Consider the following 15,389-nt stretch of genomic DNA (forward strand, 5'->3'; position numbering starts at 1 on the left):
AGACAGCATTTAGCCGGCAAACTCATTAAAACTGCTAATTATTTCTTCTCAGCAGCACGACTGATACCGCAAGCACAATCAGAGTCGGCATCACGGCGCCGATTATAGGAGGCACTCCGTAAAAGATGGTAAACGGAGCAAGAATCTCATTAACGGCATAGAAGGTAAATCCCACCAGAATACCGACAACTATACGTGCTCCCATTGAGGAACTTCTTAAAGGTCCGAAAATTGTACTGGATGCAAGCAGCAGTACAACCAGCACGGTAATAGGAGATATCACCTTACGATACAGTTCAAGGATATAGCGATCAGCCTTCTGACCGTTTTTGGTTACGTAATTGATATACTCATGCAGCCCGCTGATTGACAGTTCATTGGCATGAACCCCGACTACCTCCACATTATTCGGAGTCAGGTTTATATCCCATATGTCACGTTCCTTGGTGCTGCGTGAAATAACATCATCCTCGTAGGAAATTATTTTAATGTCTTCCATTTCCCACTTATTATCCTTCCAGCTTCCCTTACTGGCACTCTCGGACCTGATAAGTCTCTTTGGTATTGTACTGCTGAACACATATCTGGTAACAGACTGCAGATCACCGTCAGACATAAAATATGCAATATTTATAAAACTGTTTCCCTCACGGAACCATATACCGCGGCTGGTTACCGCAACCTGCCCGTTGGAAACAGCCTCAGATATAAGACTCTCTGCCCTTTTTTCAAAATCAGGAACAACAAACTCACTGGTCAGCATAATTGCAACAATGAGAGGAATCACGGATTTACACGCACTCCATACAATACGCATTTTTGATTTGCCAAGGGCCTGCATGGCAATTAGTTCGGAGGTTGATGCCAGGTTTCCCAAAGCAAGCACCGTTCCGAGCAGAACCCCTAAAGGAAAAAACATTACTATCTGTCCCGGGACGGTCAGCAGCACGTACTGCATACAGGCAACGAAATCAAATTCTCCTCGCCCTACGTTACGCAGCTGATCCACAAATTTAATCAGAGAACTCAGTGACACCAGTCCGATGGTACAGAATACAACCATACTGGCAACATTACGGCCGACGTATTTATCAACTACCTTATACACTACTTCTTTTCCTCAATACGCTTTTTCTTACCAGCTCTCATTCTGTTGAACCATTCGGTATTGGTCAGATTGAACGGAATAGTGAATACAAACAAATAAATAACCGGAACAATGAATATTCCCGGAAATACCGGTAAATTACCTCTGGCGATACTGGATTTGAAACCGAAGGCAAACAGGTAATAACTTATGTAGATTATTATTGCCGGCAGGAATTTGGCGAAACGTCCCCTGCGGGGATTGACCATTGACAAAGGGACGACAAGCAGCGCCAGGATGCAGATGGTAATAGGCTGAACTATACGCCACTGCAGTTCGGCATAATCCTGTGAAGTACCTGACTCAAGAAGTTCAGCATTACTTTTTGTGGAAGCCTTAACCTTGTCATGGCTGCCTGAGCCTTCAGGAACCAGAGCCCTGTATTCATCAAAAAGCGATACCTTAAATTCACCTCTCTTATCAGGTCCCTCATACCTTGTGCCTCTGTACAGTGTCAGCCAGAACAGTCCGTCAGAATCATACTCTGATTTTGCACTTGCCGAAATGGTTACGGAAGGAACATTGTTACCGTCGTCAGAAGAAAAAATATAAATCTGATTCATTACATTGTAATTTCTGTCAAAATCCCCGTTGTTATCAATATAAACAACGTTGCTTCCGTTGAGCTTTATAAATTTTCCGCTGTCAATGGACAGCATAGTAGGATCGGATTTTGCCTTGTTGATAAGTTCAATCTGTCTGGATTCGCACCATGGTGAAAGAAAACACGTACAGGCCACGTTTATTACCATGTTGACCGCTATAAGCAGGGAAATGACGCCCAACAGTCTGCGATGGGAATATCCCACGGAACGCATTACCACCATTTCACTCTGAGAACAGAAACTGCCGATTGAAAAAAGAACCGCAAGAAACAGGGACAGAGGAAGCATGAAATTGGTCATTGACGGCACTGAAAGAGCAAGTAACTGTGAAACAAGTTCTGCAGGAATACTCCCCTTGGATGCTCTTCCTATGAATTTGATAAAGGTCTGACTCATAAAGATCAGCATCAGTACCCCGAAAATGGCACCCTGAGTCTTTAAAACATCTTTGAATATGTATTTGGATATTGTATTCACGTTATTATCCCGAAATCCATATAAGGATAAACACAGTTCCGATCGTCAGCTGCCGGAAACTGATTACTGCTGTTATAAAAGAATAATATACCTCCAATTCTACCACGGATTAAAGTTACTGTCCTGCTAGTACGGAAATCTGTATGGATGTTTTTCCATATACATCGGCATACCTTACGGAAAACGCACCATACAGAAAAAATCGACAAATGAACTGAGCCGCCTAAAACATTACTACCGTTTTAAATCCTGACAACCTGACCGTCCGCAACCCTGTATGTTTCATCGGCATAATCACCTACGGAAGAATCATGACTTACAATCATAACTCCGACACCTTCATCAGCTTTTTTTCTTAACAGTGAGAGCACCAGTTCCATATTGTCCTTATCAAGATCGTTTGTCGGCTCATCCGCAAAAATGAATTCAGGTTCATTGATAAGAGACCTGGCTATGCATACTCTTCTCATTTCCCCGCCGGACAGTTCATTCGGAAAACTGTCAGCAAGTCCTGAGATATTCAAATACTGCAGAAGCTTTTCTGTTCTTTCCTTAAGTTCGGAGGTTTCTGAGGAAGCATAAAGGAAAGGAAGTCTGATGTTATCCTCAACGGAAAGACTTCCGACAGCCACACTTCTCTGAGGAACAATACCGAATTTACGGTTTCTCAATAACGACAAATCATCGTCGCCAAGGTCGTAAATACTGCGTCCGTTGTATACGATGCTGCCTGAAGAAGGAGGAAGCATTCCGCAAATCATATTCATCAGTGTGCTTTTTCCGCATCCTGATTCACCTATGATTCGGATAATCTTTCCTGATTTCAGGCTGAAATCGATTTTACTCAGCACGGGAATCTCTCTGATGGTTCCCCCTTTTCCCTTTCTGACATAATGCTTTTCAACGTTGCTTAGGGAAATTTCCATTTAATCCACCTCTCTCAATACAGCTTCCGGTGAGGTTTTTACAACCCTGAGAACAGGAATAATCAGAACAACCAGCCCCATTAATACACTGGAAACAATCGTCAGAATCCCCTGCAGTATAAACGAACCGTAATCTTCAAACAGGAACGGAACCTCCAGTCTTGTTTCCAGAAAATATTTGATCTGCAGAGACCAGAAAGAAGACAGTAGCACTCCTATGACTGAACCTGCGGCACAAATCAGAATGATTTCGTAAAAAATACTTATGAGCAGAGATTTTCTCGTAAACCCCAAAACCCTCAGAACCGCAAATTCCCTTTTTCTTTCATTAAGGAGCATTGAAAAGGCGAAAGCGATAATAACAAGTGCCAGTAGCCAGATAACCCCTACAACAGTCTTTATCACCACTGTAGCCACATCCAGTTTCTCAGAGAATGACGATATCATGTGCTGGTTTTCCACAGCCCTTACGTCAGTAAAGCGTTTGTTGATTTCCTCAGTAAGTTTTCCCTTATCGTAATCTCTGCTGACCTTAATCATAACTGAAGAAATCATTTCGTCAGGGTCAGAGGAATAAGTGGTTACCCCAAGGTTCTGAGCGGATTTCAGCAGTCTTTTTATCGTATCAGTGTTTCCGTAAACGGTTATATCAAGTCCGGTACCGGTTTTTTCCAGATTTCCCACAGCCCTGAGATCCTGATTGTAGACTTTGATTATGCCTGTTTTGGGTATGAAAACATCACTGCCTACAATTACCTCCATTTCTCCCAGATCTCCGGAATAAGCCTGATTTAGCCATGGAGAAATCACGAAATCAGTATCAGGGTCTATGCCTATAAGCTGCATTTCAGATGAACAGCAGTCTGCTGTCAGTGAAGCCAGATAAAACTGTGCGGTAATTTTTTCAATACCGTCCATAGAGGATATATCATCAAGAACAGACTTATTCATGTAGAAATATCCGGGTTTGCCGCTGAACAGCATCCCTTCCACCTGATGCAGATTAGCCTCTTTTCGCGGAATTACGATAATATCGGCTCCCAGCCTTGTCTTAAGACTGTCAAGCCCCCGGTTGAGCCCGAGAGTAACCGTTGCTCCGAAAAAAACGGTAAAGCTCATAAAGACCACTAATGCAGTCAGATAAAATGTTCTGGCTGTTTTATGTTTTAGATTGGCCAGAGATAATTTGAATAAGGTATTCATAATCCACCCAGGAAGCCCACTGCTGAACTGCCGTCCATCGTTTTTATTTATCTGTCAGCCTTGCTGAGAATCAGATCGCTTAAAACAAGAATAAACACCAGGCCGGCAACAGTCACGATGGCAGGCTGGGTATAAACATTACATCTCATGTTTTCGTGAGCACATACTGCAACCAGGAATCCCGGAACAAAAACGTGAAGAGCAGAAATTACGAGCACACCGTAATTAACACCTTTTCTTACGAGATTGTCTCTGAGAACCAGATTCAGAATACTGAGAAGAATAACAGCGGCTGAAATTCCTACAGAAACATTGGCCACCCAGTGACACGGCATAATGTGATCCTTAACAGGACACGGCGCCAGAAATGAATAAATACCGGCTACGAGAACCACTTCAAGAAGAAGAACCAGAGTAGAAATAATTTTACTTCTAGACATACAAACAGACCTCAAATAGTAACGATTAAAAAATTATTAAGAGTATTTCCTACTTAATAACTATGCATTATACATACTTGTATTTACAGGGTCTACATTATTTTACATTTTTCATACAGTTTTAGTATGATTTTATTGTTGACATTCTTATTTTTTTGGTTTTTAATAGCATTATATTTCATACTATTTTACTATGTTTTAGGAGATGCCATGACCGATAAATGTCTCACCTGTTCCAGCTGTACCACAGCTGCATGCAGATTTAAGAATGAAGCAAAATATCCAAAGTTCTGTCTTACGGCAAACGCTGACAATGAACTCGTACAGGAAACCATCAGCATATATAAGGAAGACAAGGTTCTCGGAAAAATAGCCCGAGTTTCCGCTGAAATAGAAGGCGAATTCTACGGTCGTCTGACCCGTGTTGAAGAAACCATCGAATTCATCAGAAGAATGAACTACAAAAAAGTCGGAATCGCCACCTGCGTAGGTCTGCTTAACGAATCAAGAATCCTAGCAAAGATTCTTACTGCAAGCGGAATTGACAACTATGTGGTCGGATGTAAAACAGGGGCAGTGGACAAGACAGAAATAGGCGTGCCTAACGAACTGAAACTAAATAAGGGATGCGGTCATGAATCCCTGTGCAATCCTATTCTTCAGGCCAAAATTCTGGAAAATGAAAACACTGATTTCAATATAGTTATGGGGCTCTGCATCGGACACGACACGCTGTTCATCAAACATTCAAAAGCTCCGACCACTGTACTGGTAGTTAAGGACAGAGTCCTCGGTCACAACCCTGTACAGGCACTGTATACAGCCAACACCATTTACTCAAGATTTAAAAAAGAACTGAAAATCTGTTAAACGGACATGGCTGAACAAGGAGAATACCTAACCGTTAACCATTTATCAGGAATAAAAAGAACATGAAGATTCTTAAATCACAATTACCACTGCTGTCAGCCCTGCTGGCGATAGTTGCGGCACTGTTCCTGCCGGACTCACCGTTACAGCAGACAGCCGAGCATGCATATTTTGTCTGGTTTCTGACAGCTGTTACCGCCATCTACGAGCTGTTCCTTCTGTCTGGTACAAAAAAGATGAAGGAAGGAATGAAGTACAGAGCTCCTTTTCTGGCAGTGTTTTTTCTGGTGCTGAACATATTTAATATCATAACCGCAAAATTCGCCCTTTTTCCTGTACTGTATTTTCCGTCACTGGACAGAATTTTCGGAGTTCTTGTCAGCGACTTCCAGTTTCTCGGTCAGTGTCTGCTGTACACACTAAGAATTCAGTTATCAGGATGGCTTTTAGGATGCCTTTCCGGCATTGCCACAGGTATTGCTTTAGGATTCAGCAAAGGTTTCAGATACTGGGTTCAGCCTCTTGTAAGAATTCTTGGTCCGATCCCGCCGACAGCCTGGATTCCCATCGTATTAGTGATGTTTCCTTCAGTAATAGTAGCCAGCAGCTTCCTGATTGCCCTGGCCGTGTGGTTCCCGACAACCGTCCTTACCGCCAACGGTATCGCCAATATAAAGAATTCATATTTTGAAGTGGCTGCGACACTCGGCACCTCCAGAACCTATTCAATTTTCAAGGTAGGCGTACCTGCTGCAATGCCATTCATGTTTATCGGTATATTTAACGGTACGTGTTCATCTTTCATAACTCTGGTAACAGCCGAAATGCTTGGGGCCAAATACGGAATAGGCTGGTACATCAACTGGCAGAAGGAAATGATGTCTTATCCGAATGTATACGCAGGTCTGATTGTAATGTCACTGGTATGCTTTGTAGTCATCACCGCGCTTTTCAAACTCAGAGATCATGTTCTGGTATGGCAGAAAGGAGTTATCAAATGGTAGGTTCCATAAAAATAGAGAACGTAAACAAGCTGTTCAGCAACAAGCAGAAGGAACAGGTTACCGCACTTAAAGACATTAACCTTGATATTCCCTCAAACTCCTTTATTTCACTGATTGGCCCTTCAGGTTGCGGTAAATCAACTCTGCTCAGACTCATAGCCGGTCTGATAGAACCAAGTTCCGGCAAACTCGAGCTTGACGGAAAGCAAATCGTAAAACCGGGATACGAACGAGGTTTCATGTTTCAGGAACACAACCTCTTTCCTTGGCTGACAATATACGACAATGTGGCTTTCGGTCTGAAGGCCCGAGGAATTTTTAACGAAAACAAATCTAGCGTGGACGAATATCTTGAGCTGGTAGGTCTTAAGGGATTTGAAAAATACTACCCGCATCAGCTTTCGGGTGGTATGTGTCAGCGAGCCTCACTGGCAAGAGCGCTTGTCGGTCATCCTTCCGTACTCCTGCTTGATGAACCACTTGGCGCTCTTGATGCTTTCACCAGAATGAATATTCAGGATGAAATACTCAGAATCAAGGCGGAAAAAAACATGACCATGATTATGGTTACTCACGATGTGGATGAAGCCATATATCTGTCAGATAAAATTGTGGTAATGACTCCCAGACCGGGAAGAATTACCTCTGTTGTGGACGTAAATCTCCCTCGTCCGAGAGATCGCAGTGACTACGACTTCCTGAAATATCACGGCGAAATCCTGAAATTACTTAAATTCGGCGGCTTTAAACAGCAGCCTGAATACAACATATAGGAGCACAAAAATATGCAATGTAATCTTCTTAAACCTTTCAGATGGCTGGCGGTCCAGGTATGTCTGCTTTGCTGTCTTCTCATTGTAACTGCCTGTGGTGACGAAACCCAGGATGACGGTAAATTTCATTTAAGAATAGCCTATTCACCTTCATTGTGTCAGGCCCCGCTTCACCTTGCCGTAGAACTAGGTTTTCTGGAAGAGGAAGGCATTATCGCTGAAAACGTTCAGGTAGATGCGGCTCACGTTCAGGAAGCCATAGGTGCAAATCAGGTAGACGTCGGTTTCGGGCTTATCGGAAAGTTTCTGCAGCCCCTGCAGAACGGTCTTCAGATCAAGTTTACCGCAGGTATTCACACAGGATGCATAAAAATTTTTGCCCTTCCTAACTCAGGAATTCGCGAAATTAAGGATCTCAAAGGCAAGCGTATCGGCGTTCCGGGGCTTGCCGGAGCGGAAACACTTATCGCAAAACGAGCTCTCTTCATGAACGACATCAAAATTGATCCTCGTGATGCGGAAGTCGAATTTGTGGTATTTTCAAGAAATGAGTTAGGTCAGGCTCTTCAGAACGGTATCGTGGACGCTGTATCTCTGTCAGATCCCGCCGCTGCTCAGATGATTGAATCATACGATGCGGTGACCATCGTAGATACTGCAAAGAGCCCTGAATTCGCTTCAGAATACTGCTGTGCTATTTTCGTATCAAAACTTCTTGCCGAAAAGCATCCTGAAATTGCCGCAGCCTTTACCAGAGCAATTCTTAAGGCATCTGCATGGGTAGCTGAACATCCTGAAGAAGCCGCCAAGCTGCAGATTAAGTACAAGTATGTTGCCGGTAATCCTGAATTCAACGCCTCCATTCTCAAGAGCTACAATTACAAGCCATCGGTCAAGGGCGGTTATGATGCGATTGTCGTCAGTTCCGGTCAGCTGAGAGATCTCGGTGTTCTGGATAAATCAACAGATCCGGAAAAGCTGGCAAAGGACAGCTACATCTTCTTTGATAATGTGAAGGACACTTATTCCCCTGAAGAATCCGTTCCGCCAAAGAAGCCGTAACCGCAGAATATCAAAACTGACGTAATTTATGTCAGACAGCAACGAAAAAAGCTCAATGTTTCAACATTGAGCTTTTCTATTTTATAATCAGCTGCCGGTTAATATCCCCTTAAAAGCTCCAGCCAGTTCAGAAGCTGAAGATTACCTATGATACTGTTCTTAATACCGGTAGGTCCGACCCCGGCTCCCTTAAGCATAATTACTTTACGGGCAGCCTCGCTGAGAGAGTCCGGATGAATGGACGCAAGATTTCCAAGTGCCTCTTTGTCCCTGAGAATCTTAAGGTTTTCAGGGCTTATACCGCTCTGATACCCCATAACATCCTTTATTACTGCATACATAAGCCCGTACAGCATGGAAGAATCCTCCCTGCTTAAAGCCTCAAGTTCAGATGCAAGTTTGCGGATATCCCCGTCACCGCGCATCACGTACTCAAACAGTTCGAGACATGCATGAAGATGTTCATCATACCTGTTGTCAATCCAGTCAAGCACTTTAAGAGGAGACATGCCGCTGACATAAAGTTCAACGGAAAAATCTCTGTCGGATGAGGTTTGCTGTTTCAGAAATTCATTGAATTCGGAAATGTCAGGAATATTCACCTGCACTCTCATGGAACGGCTGATTATGGTAGGAAGAATGGATCTGATATTTTCCGTAGTTAAAACTATCAGGGTATTTCCGGCTGGTTCCTCCAGCGTTTTCAGCAGAGCGTTTGAAGCCTGAACAGTCATGCAGTTAGCCTGATTTATCAGAAGAACACGTCCGTGACCGTTGGTCGGCGTTCCTACAAGAGAGTTTATCCCCTGTCTCATGGCATCAACGCCTATGCTCTGACTGTTTCCCCGATCAACTACCGTCAGATCAGGATGACTGTTGTTTTTCAGCATGGAACAGCTGTGACAGTTACAGTTCTCATCCTTTCCGGCAAGACACAGAAAACTCCTTGCAAACTCTCTGGCCAGAACACCTGCGCCCACGCCTTCCGGAGCACAGAGCAGAATGGCATGAGGAAGACGATTCATCTCCCTCATTCTGTTGTATTCCTGCAGAGGTTTTGTTAACCAGCTGAACATATTCCGGAATTCTCCAAAGTTTTAATAATGTCCTGTTTTACATGCTCCAGATCCTGACCGGCATCAACAACCTTGATTCTGTCAGGATGCTTTCCGGCCTCTTCCAGGAAACAGTTGCGTATACGATGGAAAAAGTCGATATTCTCAACTTCAAAGCGGTCAAGGTCACCGCGTTTTCTGGCTCGTCTCATACCTGCTTCCGGTTCTATGTCCATTACAATGGTGAGATCTGGAGTAAGACTGCCGATGGCAAGATCCCTTATCGCTGCAATTTTATCAAGAGGAATTCCCCTTCCCGCCCCCTGATAGGCAACTGTGGATAAATCATGCCTGTCACCTATCACAAACTTTCCCTGACTTACGGAAGGCTTGATTACACAGTTCACAAGCTGGGATCTGGCCGCATACATAAGCAACAGTTCAGATTCTGAAGTAAGCTGCTCACGAGGATTCTTTTCTTTCAGAATTGTTCTGATTTTCTCCGCTATTTCAGTTCCTCCCGGTTCCCTGGTCTCCAGAATATCCTCCGGTGGTACTCCTTTTGATATCAGATACTCTCTGATTACGGTAACAGCTGTTGACTTTCCGGCGCCTTCACCGCCTTCTAAAACTATAAAAGCCCCCACAATAACCTCTCTGCCTGATTATAAAACCCAACATAACTATGGTAATTAAACTTTGCAAACTCTGACCGGCGTAAAATCACTATTCGTCTTTCGATTCTGAGGCATGCTGTTTTTTGTATTCCTTAACTGCTTCCCTGTAATTATGCACGGCTATGTTATGCATTTTTTCGTTAACACTGAATATATGCCCCTGTTTTGGATCCGGACCTTTGGCGACAAAAAACAGATATTCAGTATCGTCAGGATGTAAAGCCGCCTCTATTGATGCCTTTCCCGGTAATGCAATCGGGGTTGGCGGCAATCCTGAAATGATATATGTATTATACTCGTTGTCATCCCTGAGATAACTCTGATAAATTTTTCCCTTGTACCTGGATCTTACTCCGTAAATAACTGTTGGATCAGTCTGAAGCTTCATTCCCTTCTTAAGTCTGTTCACGAATACAGAGGCTATTTTGGCTCGTTCTTCCGGCACTGAAGTTTCCTTTTCCACAATTGAAGCCATAATCAGTGCTTCATATTCATTCTTATACGGAAGATCATTTTTTCTCCCTGCATATTCCTTTTTCAGAAAACTATCCATGTCTGAATATGCTCTTTTAAGCAGATTCACGTCTGTTTCTCCTTTAACGAAAGAATACGTTTCAGGCATCAGCAGACCTTCAGGACTTGAATACGATACTCCGAGAAGTTTCTTTAAATCCTGTTCACCGAAATCTTTTTTTAGTACATGTGTCAGATTCTTGTTGCTTTTTACCGACTGAAGAACCGCGTCTACGGTATTTCCTTCCACCAGAGTAATGCTGAACGTCATTTCCCTGCCGTTCACAATCATTTCGAGGGCATCTTTCGGACCGGTATTTTTCGGTATATGGTAATACCCCTTTTTTACCGCCGTAAGATTACCATTGTGCTTTAACCAGTACTTTATGATATACCTGTTCATTTTCGGATGGTATATTCTGTTGATAATGGACGAGGCTGTTGATCCGGGCTCGACAGTGAGTTCGACATCTTCTGAATTGCGCAGGGATTCAAAGGTATACATTTCATAACCTATCCATACCATTACCAGTTTGATGGTTATCAAGGCGCAAAGGCAGTAAAAAAACAGCCACAGCAGAATTTTTGTTGTAAATTTCATTATTAAACTTCTCAATTTTTACCTAAATGTACTTTGCCTGTGAAAACTTAATTGAGAAGCATAATCATCAGAAAATTCTGAACGTATTCAGAAACGACAATCAGACCACGGACATTTCTGCCCAGGCAACTATCAGAAAAAGCATACATCCGACCTTTCATCTGAAAAGAGATTTCCGTCGTTCTAACGTGTCTTTCTGATAAATGTGACATTTCCGGCTGACATGCACGCAGGCACCGGATAAGCAGTCTCAATAAAGCTTAACAATACAAAACATTCACCCCTAATCGGCAGTACTGAAAAAACGACCTTTCGTGAATGATGTTTTTCTAATTTTTATATTTATTTTTTAAATTTATAAATCCAGTTCCATATTCGGTAAAATAAAGTATTTTCCGTACTTTCAGCCCAGGAAAAGCTTCACAAATACAATGGAACATTATGTCATCTTACCATAATTTCGCATAGCTAACGCCATAAATCAGATTCATTCTATTAGAACTATCACAGATAGAACTTAAACATTTAATTTCGTTTCCTGCTTTTTAATCACATTCCGAATCGTTTTAATTTTTCGTCTTACCAAAATATGAAATGAATTAATGTGATATATGGAGTAAAATACGCATGGGAATCTGAAAATAGTTTACTGTCAGCATTTTCAGATTATCTGTCTCTAAAGATTCAGCTTTCAAATCAAACCATGATTAAACTTTGTCAGAAAATCTTTGAGAATACCATTAGCGTCTTAATGTACCAGCATTAAGTCATTAGATGTTTTGCTTAAAAAAAGAAGAAAACGATGGAAAAAACATATAATCCAAATGCTATCGAGCAGGCTATTTACCAGAACTGGGAGGACAAGAAATATTTCCGCCCAAGCATGGATGAAACCAAACCGGCATTCAGCATCTGTCTGCCACCTCCTAATGTAACAGGTTCTCTCCATATGGGTCATGCATTCCAGCAGACCATCATGGATATTTTAATCCGTTATCACCGCATGCTGGGAGATAACACCCTCTGGCAGGCCGGTACCGACCACGCAGGTATCGCAACTCAGATGGTTGTTGAAAGAAAAATAGCTGCAGAAGAAAACAAAACCCGTCATGACTATGGTCGTGATGCCTTCATCAAGAAAATTTGGGAATGGAAGGAACAGTCAGGCGGTACAATTACCCGCCAGATGCGTCGTCTCGGCACTTCAGTGGACTGGGATCGTGAAAGATTCACCATGGACGAAGGTCTCAGTGCAGCAGTTCAGGAAGTATTCATAAGACTTTATAAGGAAGACCTCATTTACAGAGGAAAACGCCTGGTAAACTGGGATCCGAAACTACGTACCGCAATCAGTGACCTTGAAGTTGAAAACAAAGAAGTTCAGGGACATATGTGGCACATCAGATATCATCTCGCTGACGGCAAAAAAACATCTGAAGGCAAGGATTATATTGTTGTAGCAACCACCAGACCTGAAACAATGCTCGGTGATACCGCGGTTGCAGTAAACAGCGAAGACCCTCGTTACAAGGATTTAATCGGTTCAAATATCGTATTACCGTTAGTAAACCGTTTAATTCCTATCGTAGGCGATGAACACGCAGATATGACAAAGGGTACCGGTTGCGTGAAAATCACTCCGGCACACGATTTCAACGATAATGAAGTAGGTAAAAGACACTCATTACCTATGATCAACGTTCTTACCGAGGACGCAAAGATCCGTGAAACAGCAGAAGTATTCGATACCAACGGAGAACCTTCTGACGCTTATTCAAATGAAATCCCGGCCAAGTACCGTAATCTTGACAGATATGAAGCTCGTGACGTAATCGTTGCAGATCTGGAAGCTTTGGGGTTACTGGAAAAGATTGAAGCTCATACCCTGATGCAACCTTACGGAGATCGCGGCGGCGTACCTATTGAACCTATGCTCACTGACCAGTGGTATGTTCGTGCCGGCATTCTGGCAAAACCAGCAATTGAAGCAGTAGAAAATGGGGACATTCAGTTTGTTCCTAAACAGTATGAAAATATGTACTTCTCCTGGATGAGAAACATTCAGGACTGGTGCATCAGCCGTCAGCTCTGGTGGGGACACAGAATTCCTGCATGGTATGATGAATCAGGCAAGGTATATGTTGCTCACAACGAGGCTGAAGTGCGTGAACAGAACGGTCTGTCAGCTGATACCGTACTCAGACAGGATAACGATGTTCTCGATACCTGGTTCTCATCAGGTCTGTGGACATTCTCAACTCTCGGCTGGCCTGAAAACACTCCTGAACTCAAGACATTCCATCCTACTAGCGTGCTGGTAACCGGATTTGATATCATCTTCTTCTGGGTTGCCAGAATGATTATGATGACCATGCACTTCATCAAGGATGAAAACGGTAAGCCGCAGGTTCCATTCAAGACTGTATACGTAACTGGTCTTATCAGAGATGAAGAAGGTCAGAAGATGAGTAAATCCAAGGGTAATGTTATTGACCCTCTGGACATGATTGACGGTGTTAGTCTTGAAGAACTGCTTAAGAAGCGTACCGGTAACATGATGCAGCCTCAGAAAGCAGCCAAGATTGCAAAACGTACCGAAAAGCAGTTCCCTAACGGAATCGAGGCTCACGGCACCGATGCTTTACGTTTCACCCTTACAGCTCTGGCCTCTACCGGACGTGACATCAACTGGGACATGAAGCGTCTTGAAGGTTACCGTAATTTCTGTAACAAACTGTGGAACGCCAGTCGCTACGTACTGATGAACGTGGAAAACAGGGAACTCAGAAAGCCTGATTTCGCTGATTATTCATTACCGGACAGATACATCCGCAGTAAACTTGCCGCATGCATCAAGGAAATCAATCATGACTTTGCAACCTATCGTTTTGATCTGGCTGCAACAGCTCTGTACGAATTCGTATGGAATGAATTCTGTGACTGGTACATCGAATTAACCAAACCTGTATTATGGTGTAAGGATGACAACAGTGCTCTGGGTGGTGAAAATCACAAGAATGCAACTCTGTACAACCTGATGGATATACTGGAAACCATTCTGCGTCTTGCTCACCCAATCATGCCATTCATTACTGAAGAAATATACGGCAACGTAGCTCCGTTAATCAGAAGCGACTTCAAGAAAGGCGACACCATCATGTTAAGAGCCTATCCTTCAGATAGTGATTTTGAATATGATGAAACCGCCGTTTCAGAACTTGACTTCATTAAGGAACTGGTTATTGCTGTTCGTAACATCCGTTCTGAAAAGAATCTGGCTCCTTCATTAAAGCTCAGCCCAATTATGCGCGGTGAAGCCGATGAACTTGCTGTTATCGAACGCAATATGGAATTCATCCTTTCATTGGCAAATCTGGAAAAACTTGATACCAAGGTTTCTGAATTTCCACCTGCAATCGCAAAGATAGTAGGACACAGTGAAATTCTGTTCCCGCTTTCAGGTATTGTAAAGAAGGATGAAGAGCTTGCACGTCTTGATAAGGAAATTGCCAAGGTCAATGCTGAAATTGAAAGAATCAACAACAAGCTTGGTAATGAAACCTTCACCTCAAAGGCTCCACAGAATGTAATTGCCAAGGAACAGGAAAAGCTGGATAACTATAAAGAAAGCCTAAATAAACTGCTTTCCCAGAAAGATCTTATAAACAAACTTTAAATCCATAAAGTTTTATGAACAAAACCCTGTTCTATGATGAACAGGGTTTTTTCTTTATTGAACCATATAATGCATTAGAAGCTTACCAAATCTTTACTCATATAATGCCTTATGTTTCAACCTCCTTATTCATAGTCCACACGTTTTCTAATGAATCGTAGATGTTACGCGAGTAAATATTTGCCCCCCTAAAACGAGTAAAAAGTTGCCACACCTAAAAATGATAGGAGCAACAATGAAAGTATCAAAAAAACGGCTCTTCACGGAATTGTTGGGAATCCGAGAGAGGACTGGTATCGAATTAGAGTAAAGAAATAGTCCTCATCTCTGTAGCCGTATGCAATTCTTTTAGCCACTTTA

The 15,389-nt window shown here is 42.7% G+C and carries 13 protein-coding genes; 5 read left to right on the forward strand and 8 right to left on the reverse strand.

The window, feature by feature from the left end; translation table 11 throughout:
- Positions 1-34 precede the first annotated feature (34 nt).
- The 5 genes from lptG to BMY80_RS04375 form a co-directional block, all read right to left on the reverse strand.
- A complete protein-coding gene (gene lptG, locus BMY80_RS04355; RefSeq protein ID WP_093141260.1) occupies positions 35-1,108 on the reverse strand; it encodes an LPS export ABC transporter permease LptG in 1,074 nt (357 codons plus the stop codon).
- Positions 1,108-2,229, reverse strand: coding sequence for an LPS export ABC transporter permease LptF (gene lptF, locus BMY80_RS04360; RefSeq protein WP_093141262.1), 1,122 nt, complete (start codon positions 2,227-2,229; stop codon positions 1,108-1,110). Before lptF ends, lptG begins: the two co-directional genes overlap by 1 nt.
- 242 nt (positions 2,230-2,471) lie before the next feature.
- A complete protein-coding gene (locus BMY80_RS04365; protein ID WP_031579146.1) occupies positions 2,472-3,155 on the reverse strand; it encodes an ABC transporter ATP-binding protein in 684 nt (227 codons plus the stop codon).
- A complete protein-coding gene (locus BMY80_RS04370; protein ID WP_093141265.1) occupies positions 3,156-4,358 on the reverse strand; it encodes an ABC transporter permease in 1,203 nt (400 codons plus the stop codon). It lies immediately after the preceding gene.
- Positions 4,359-4,405: 47 nt separating this feature from the next.
- The gene (locus tag BMY80_RS04375) at positions 4,406-4,798 is read right to left on the reverse strand and encodes a DUF4418 family protein (RefSeq protein ID WP_031579144.1); all 393 of its coding nucleotides are present in this window, start codon (positions 4,796-4,798) and stop codon (positions 4,406-4,408) included.
- A 210-nt stretch (positions 4,799-5,008) separates the two neighbouring features.
- Here BMY80_RS04375 and BMY80_RS04380 point away from each other — a divergent pair, with 210 nt between their 5' ends.
- The 4 genes from BMY80_RS04380 to BMY80_RS04395 all read left to right on the forward strand — a co-directional run bounded on the left by BMY80_RS04380 (position 5,009) and on the right by BMY80_RS04395 (position 8,507).
- The gene (locus BMY80_RS04380) at positions 5,009-5,668 is read left to right on the forward strand and encodes a DUF1847 domain-containing protein (RefSeq protein WP_093141267.1); all 660 of its coding nucleotides are present in this window, start codon (positions 5,009-5,011) and stop codon (positions 5,666-5,668) included.
- Between the two features lie 62 nt (positions 5,669-5,730).
- Positions 5,731-6,672 (forward strand): ABC transporter permease, encoded by a 942-nt coding sequence (locus BMY80_RS04385; RefSeq protein WP_031579142.1) that lies wholly within the window; start codon positions 5,731-5,733, stop codon positions 6,670-6,672.
- Positions 6,666-7,445, forward strand: coding sequence for an ABC transporter ATP-binding protein (locus BMY80_RS04390; protein ID WP_031579140.1), 780 nt, complete (start codon positions 6,666-6,668; stop codon positions 7,443-7,445). The genes BMY80_RS04385 and BMY80_RS04390 overlap by 7 nt, the downstream gene beginning before the upstream one ends.
- 12 nt (positions 7,446-7,457) lie before the next feature.
- Positions 7,458-8,507, forward strand: coding sequence for an ABC transporter substrate-binding protein (locus tag BMY80_RS04395; protein WP_093141270.1), 1,050 nt, complete (start codon positions 7,458-7,460; stop codon positions 8,505-8,507).
- A 98-nt stretch (positions 8,508-8,605) separates the two neighbouring features.
- Here BMY80_RS04395 and BMY80_RS04400 read toward each other — a convergent pair whose 3' ends face one another.
- The 3 genes from BMY80_RS04400 to mltG form a co-directional block, all read right to left on the reverse strand.
- Complete coding sequence (locus BMY80_RS04400) at positions 8,606-9,583, reverse strand: hypothetical protein (protein WP_093141273.1); 978 nt, start codon at positions 9,581-9,583, stop codon at positions 8,606-8,608.
- A complete protein-coding gene (gene tmk, locus BMY80_RS04405; RefSeq protein WP_232218290.1) occupies positions 9,568-10,209 on the reverse strand; it encodes a dTMP kinase in 642 nt (213 codons plus the stop codon). The genes BMY80_RS04400 and tmk overlap by 16 nt, the downstream gene beginning before the upstream one ends.
- Positions 10,210-10,288: 79 nt before the next feature.
- The gene (gene mltG / locus BMY80_RS04410) at positions 10,289-11,353 is read right to left on the reverse strand and encodes an endolytic transglycosylase MltG (protein ID WP_093141275.1); all 1,065 of its coding nucleotides are present in this window, start codon (positions 11,351-11,353) and stop codon (positions 10,289-10,291) included.
- 802 nt (positions 11,354-12,155) lie between these two features.
- On the opposite strand from mltG, the gene BMY80_RS04415 reads away from it, so the two are divergent.
- Positions 12,156-15,029, forward strand: coding sequence for a valine--tRNA ligase (locus tag BMY80_RS04415; RefSeq protein WP_093141278.1), 2,874 nt, complete (start codon positions 12,156-12,158; stop codon positions 15,027-15,029).
- Positions 15,030-15,389 lie beyond the last annotated feature (360 nt).

Origin of the sequence: Ruminobacter amylophilus, assembly GCF_900115655.1 — a bacterium.
Lineage (GTDB): Bacteria > Pseudomonadota > Gammaproteobacteria > Enterobacterales > Succinivibrionaceae > Ruminobacter > Ruminobacter amylophilus.

Coding starts and splice junctions, on each gene's coding strand:
- BMY80_RS04365 (WP_031579146.1), bottom strand. CDS start 3,155: ATGGAAATTTCCCTAAGCAACGTTGAAAAGCATTATGTCAGAAAGGGA.
- BMY80_RS04370 (WP_093141265.1), bottom strand. CDS start 4,358: ATGAATACCTTATTCAAATTATCTCTGGCCAATCTAAAACATAAAACA.
- BMY80_RS04375 (WP_031579144.1), bottom strand. CDS start 4,798: ATGTCTAGAAGTAAAATTATTTCTACTCTGGTTCTTCTTCTTGAAGTG.
- BMY80_RS04380 (WP_093141267.1), top strand. CDS start 5,009: ATGACCGATAAATGTCTCACCTGTTCCAGCTGTACCACAGCTGCATGC.
- BMY80_RS04385 (WP_031579142.1), top strand. CDS start 5,731: ATGAAGATTCTTAAATCACAATTACCACTGCTGTCAGCCCTGCTGGCG.
- BMY80_RS04390 (WP_031579140.1), top strand. CDS start 6,666: ATGGTAGGTTCCATAAAAATAGAGAACGTAAACAAGCTGTTCAGCAAC.
- BMY80_RS04395 (WP_093141270.1), top strand. CDS start 7,458: ATGCAATGTAATCTTCTTAAACCTTTCAGATGGCTGGCGGTCCAGGTA.
- BMY80_RS04400 (WP_093141273.1), bottom strand. CDS start 9,583: ATGTTCAGCTGGTTAACAAAACCTCTGCAGGAATACAACAGAATGAGG.
- mltG (WP_093141275.1), bottom strand. CDS start 11,353: ATGAAATTTACAACAAAAATTCTGCTGTGGCTGTTTTTTTACTGCCTT.
- BMY80_RS04415 (WP_093141278.1), top strand. CDS start 12,156: ATGGAAAAAACATATAATCCAAATGCTATCGAGCAGGCTATTTACCAG.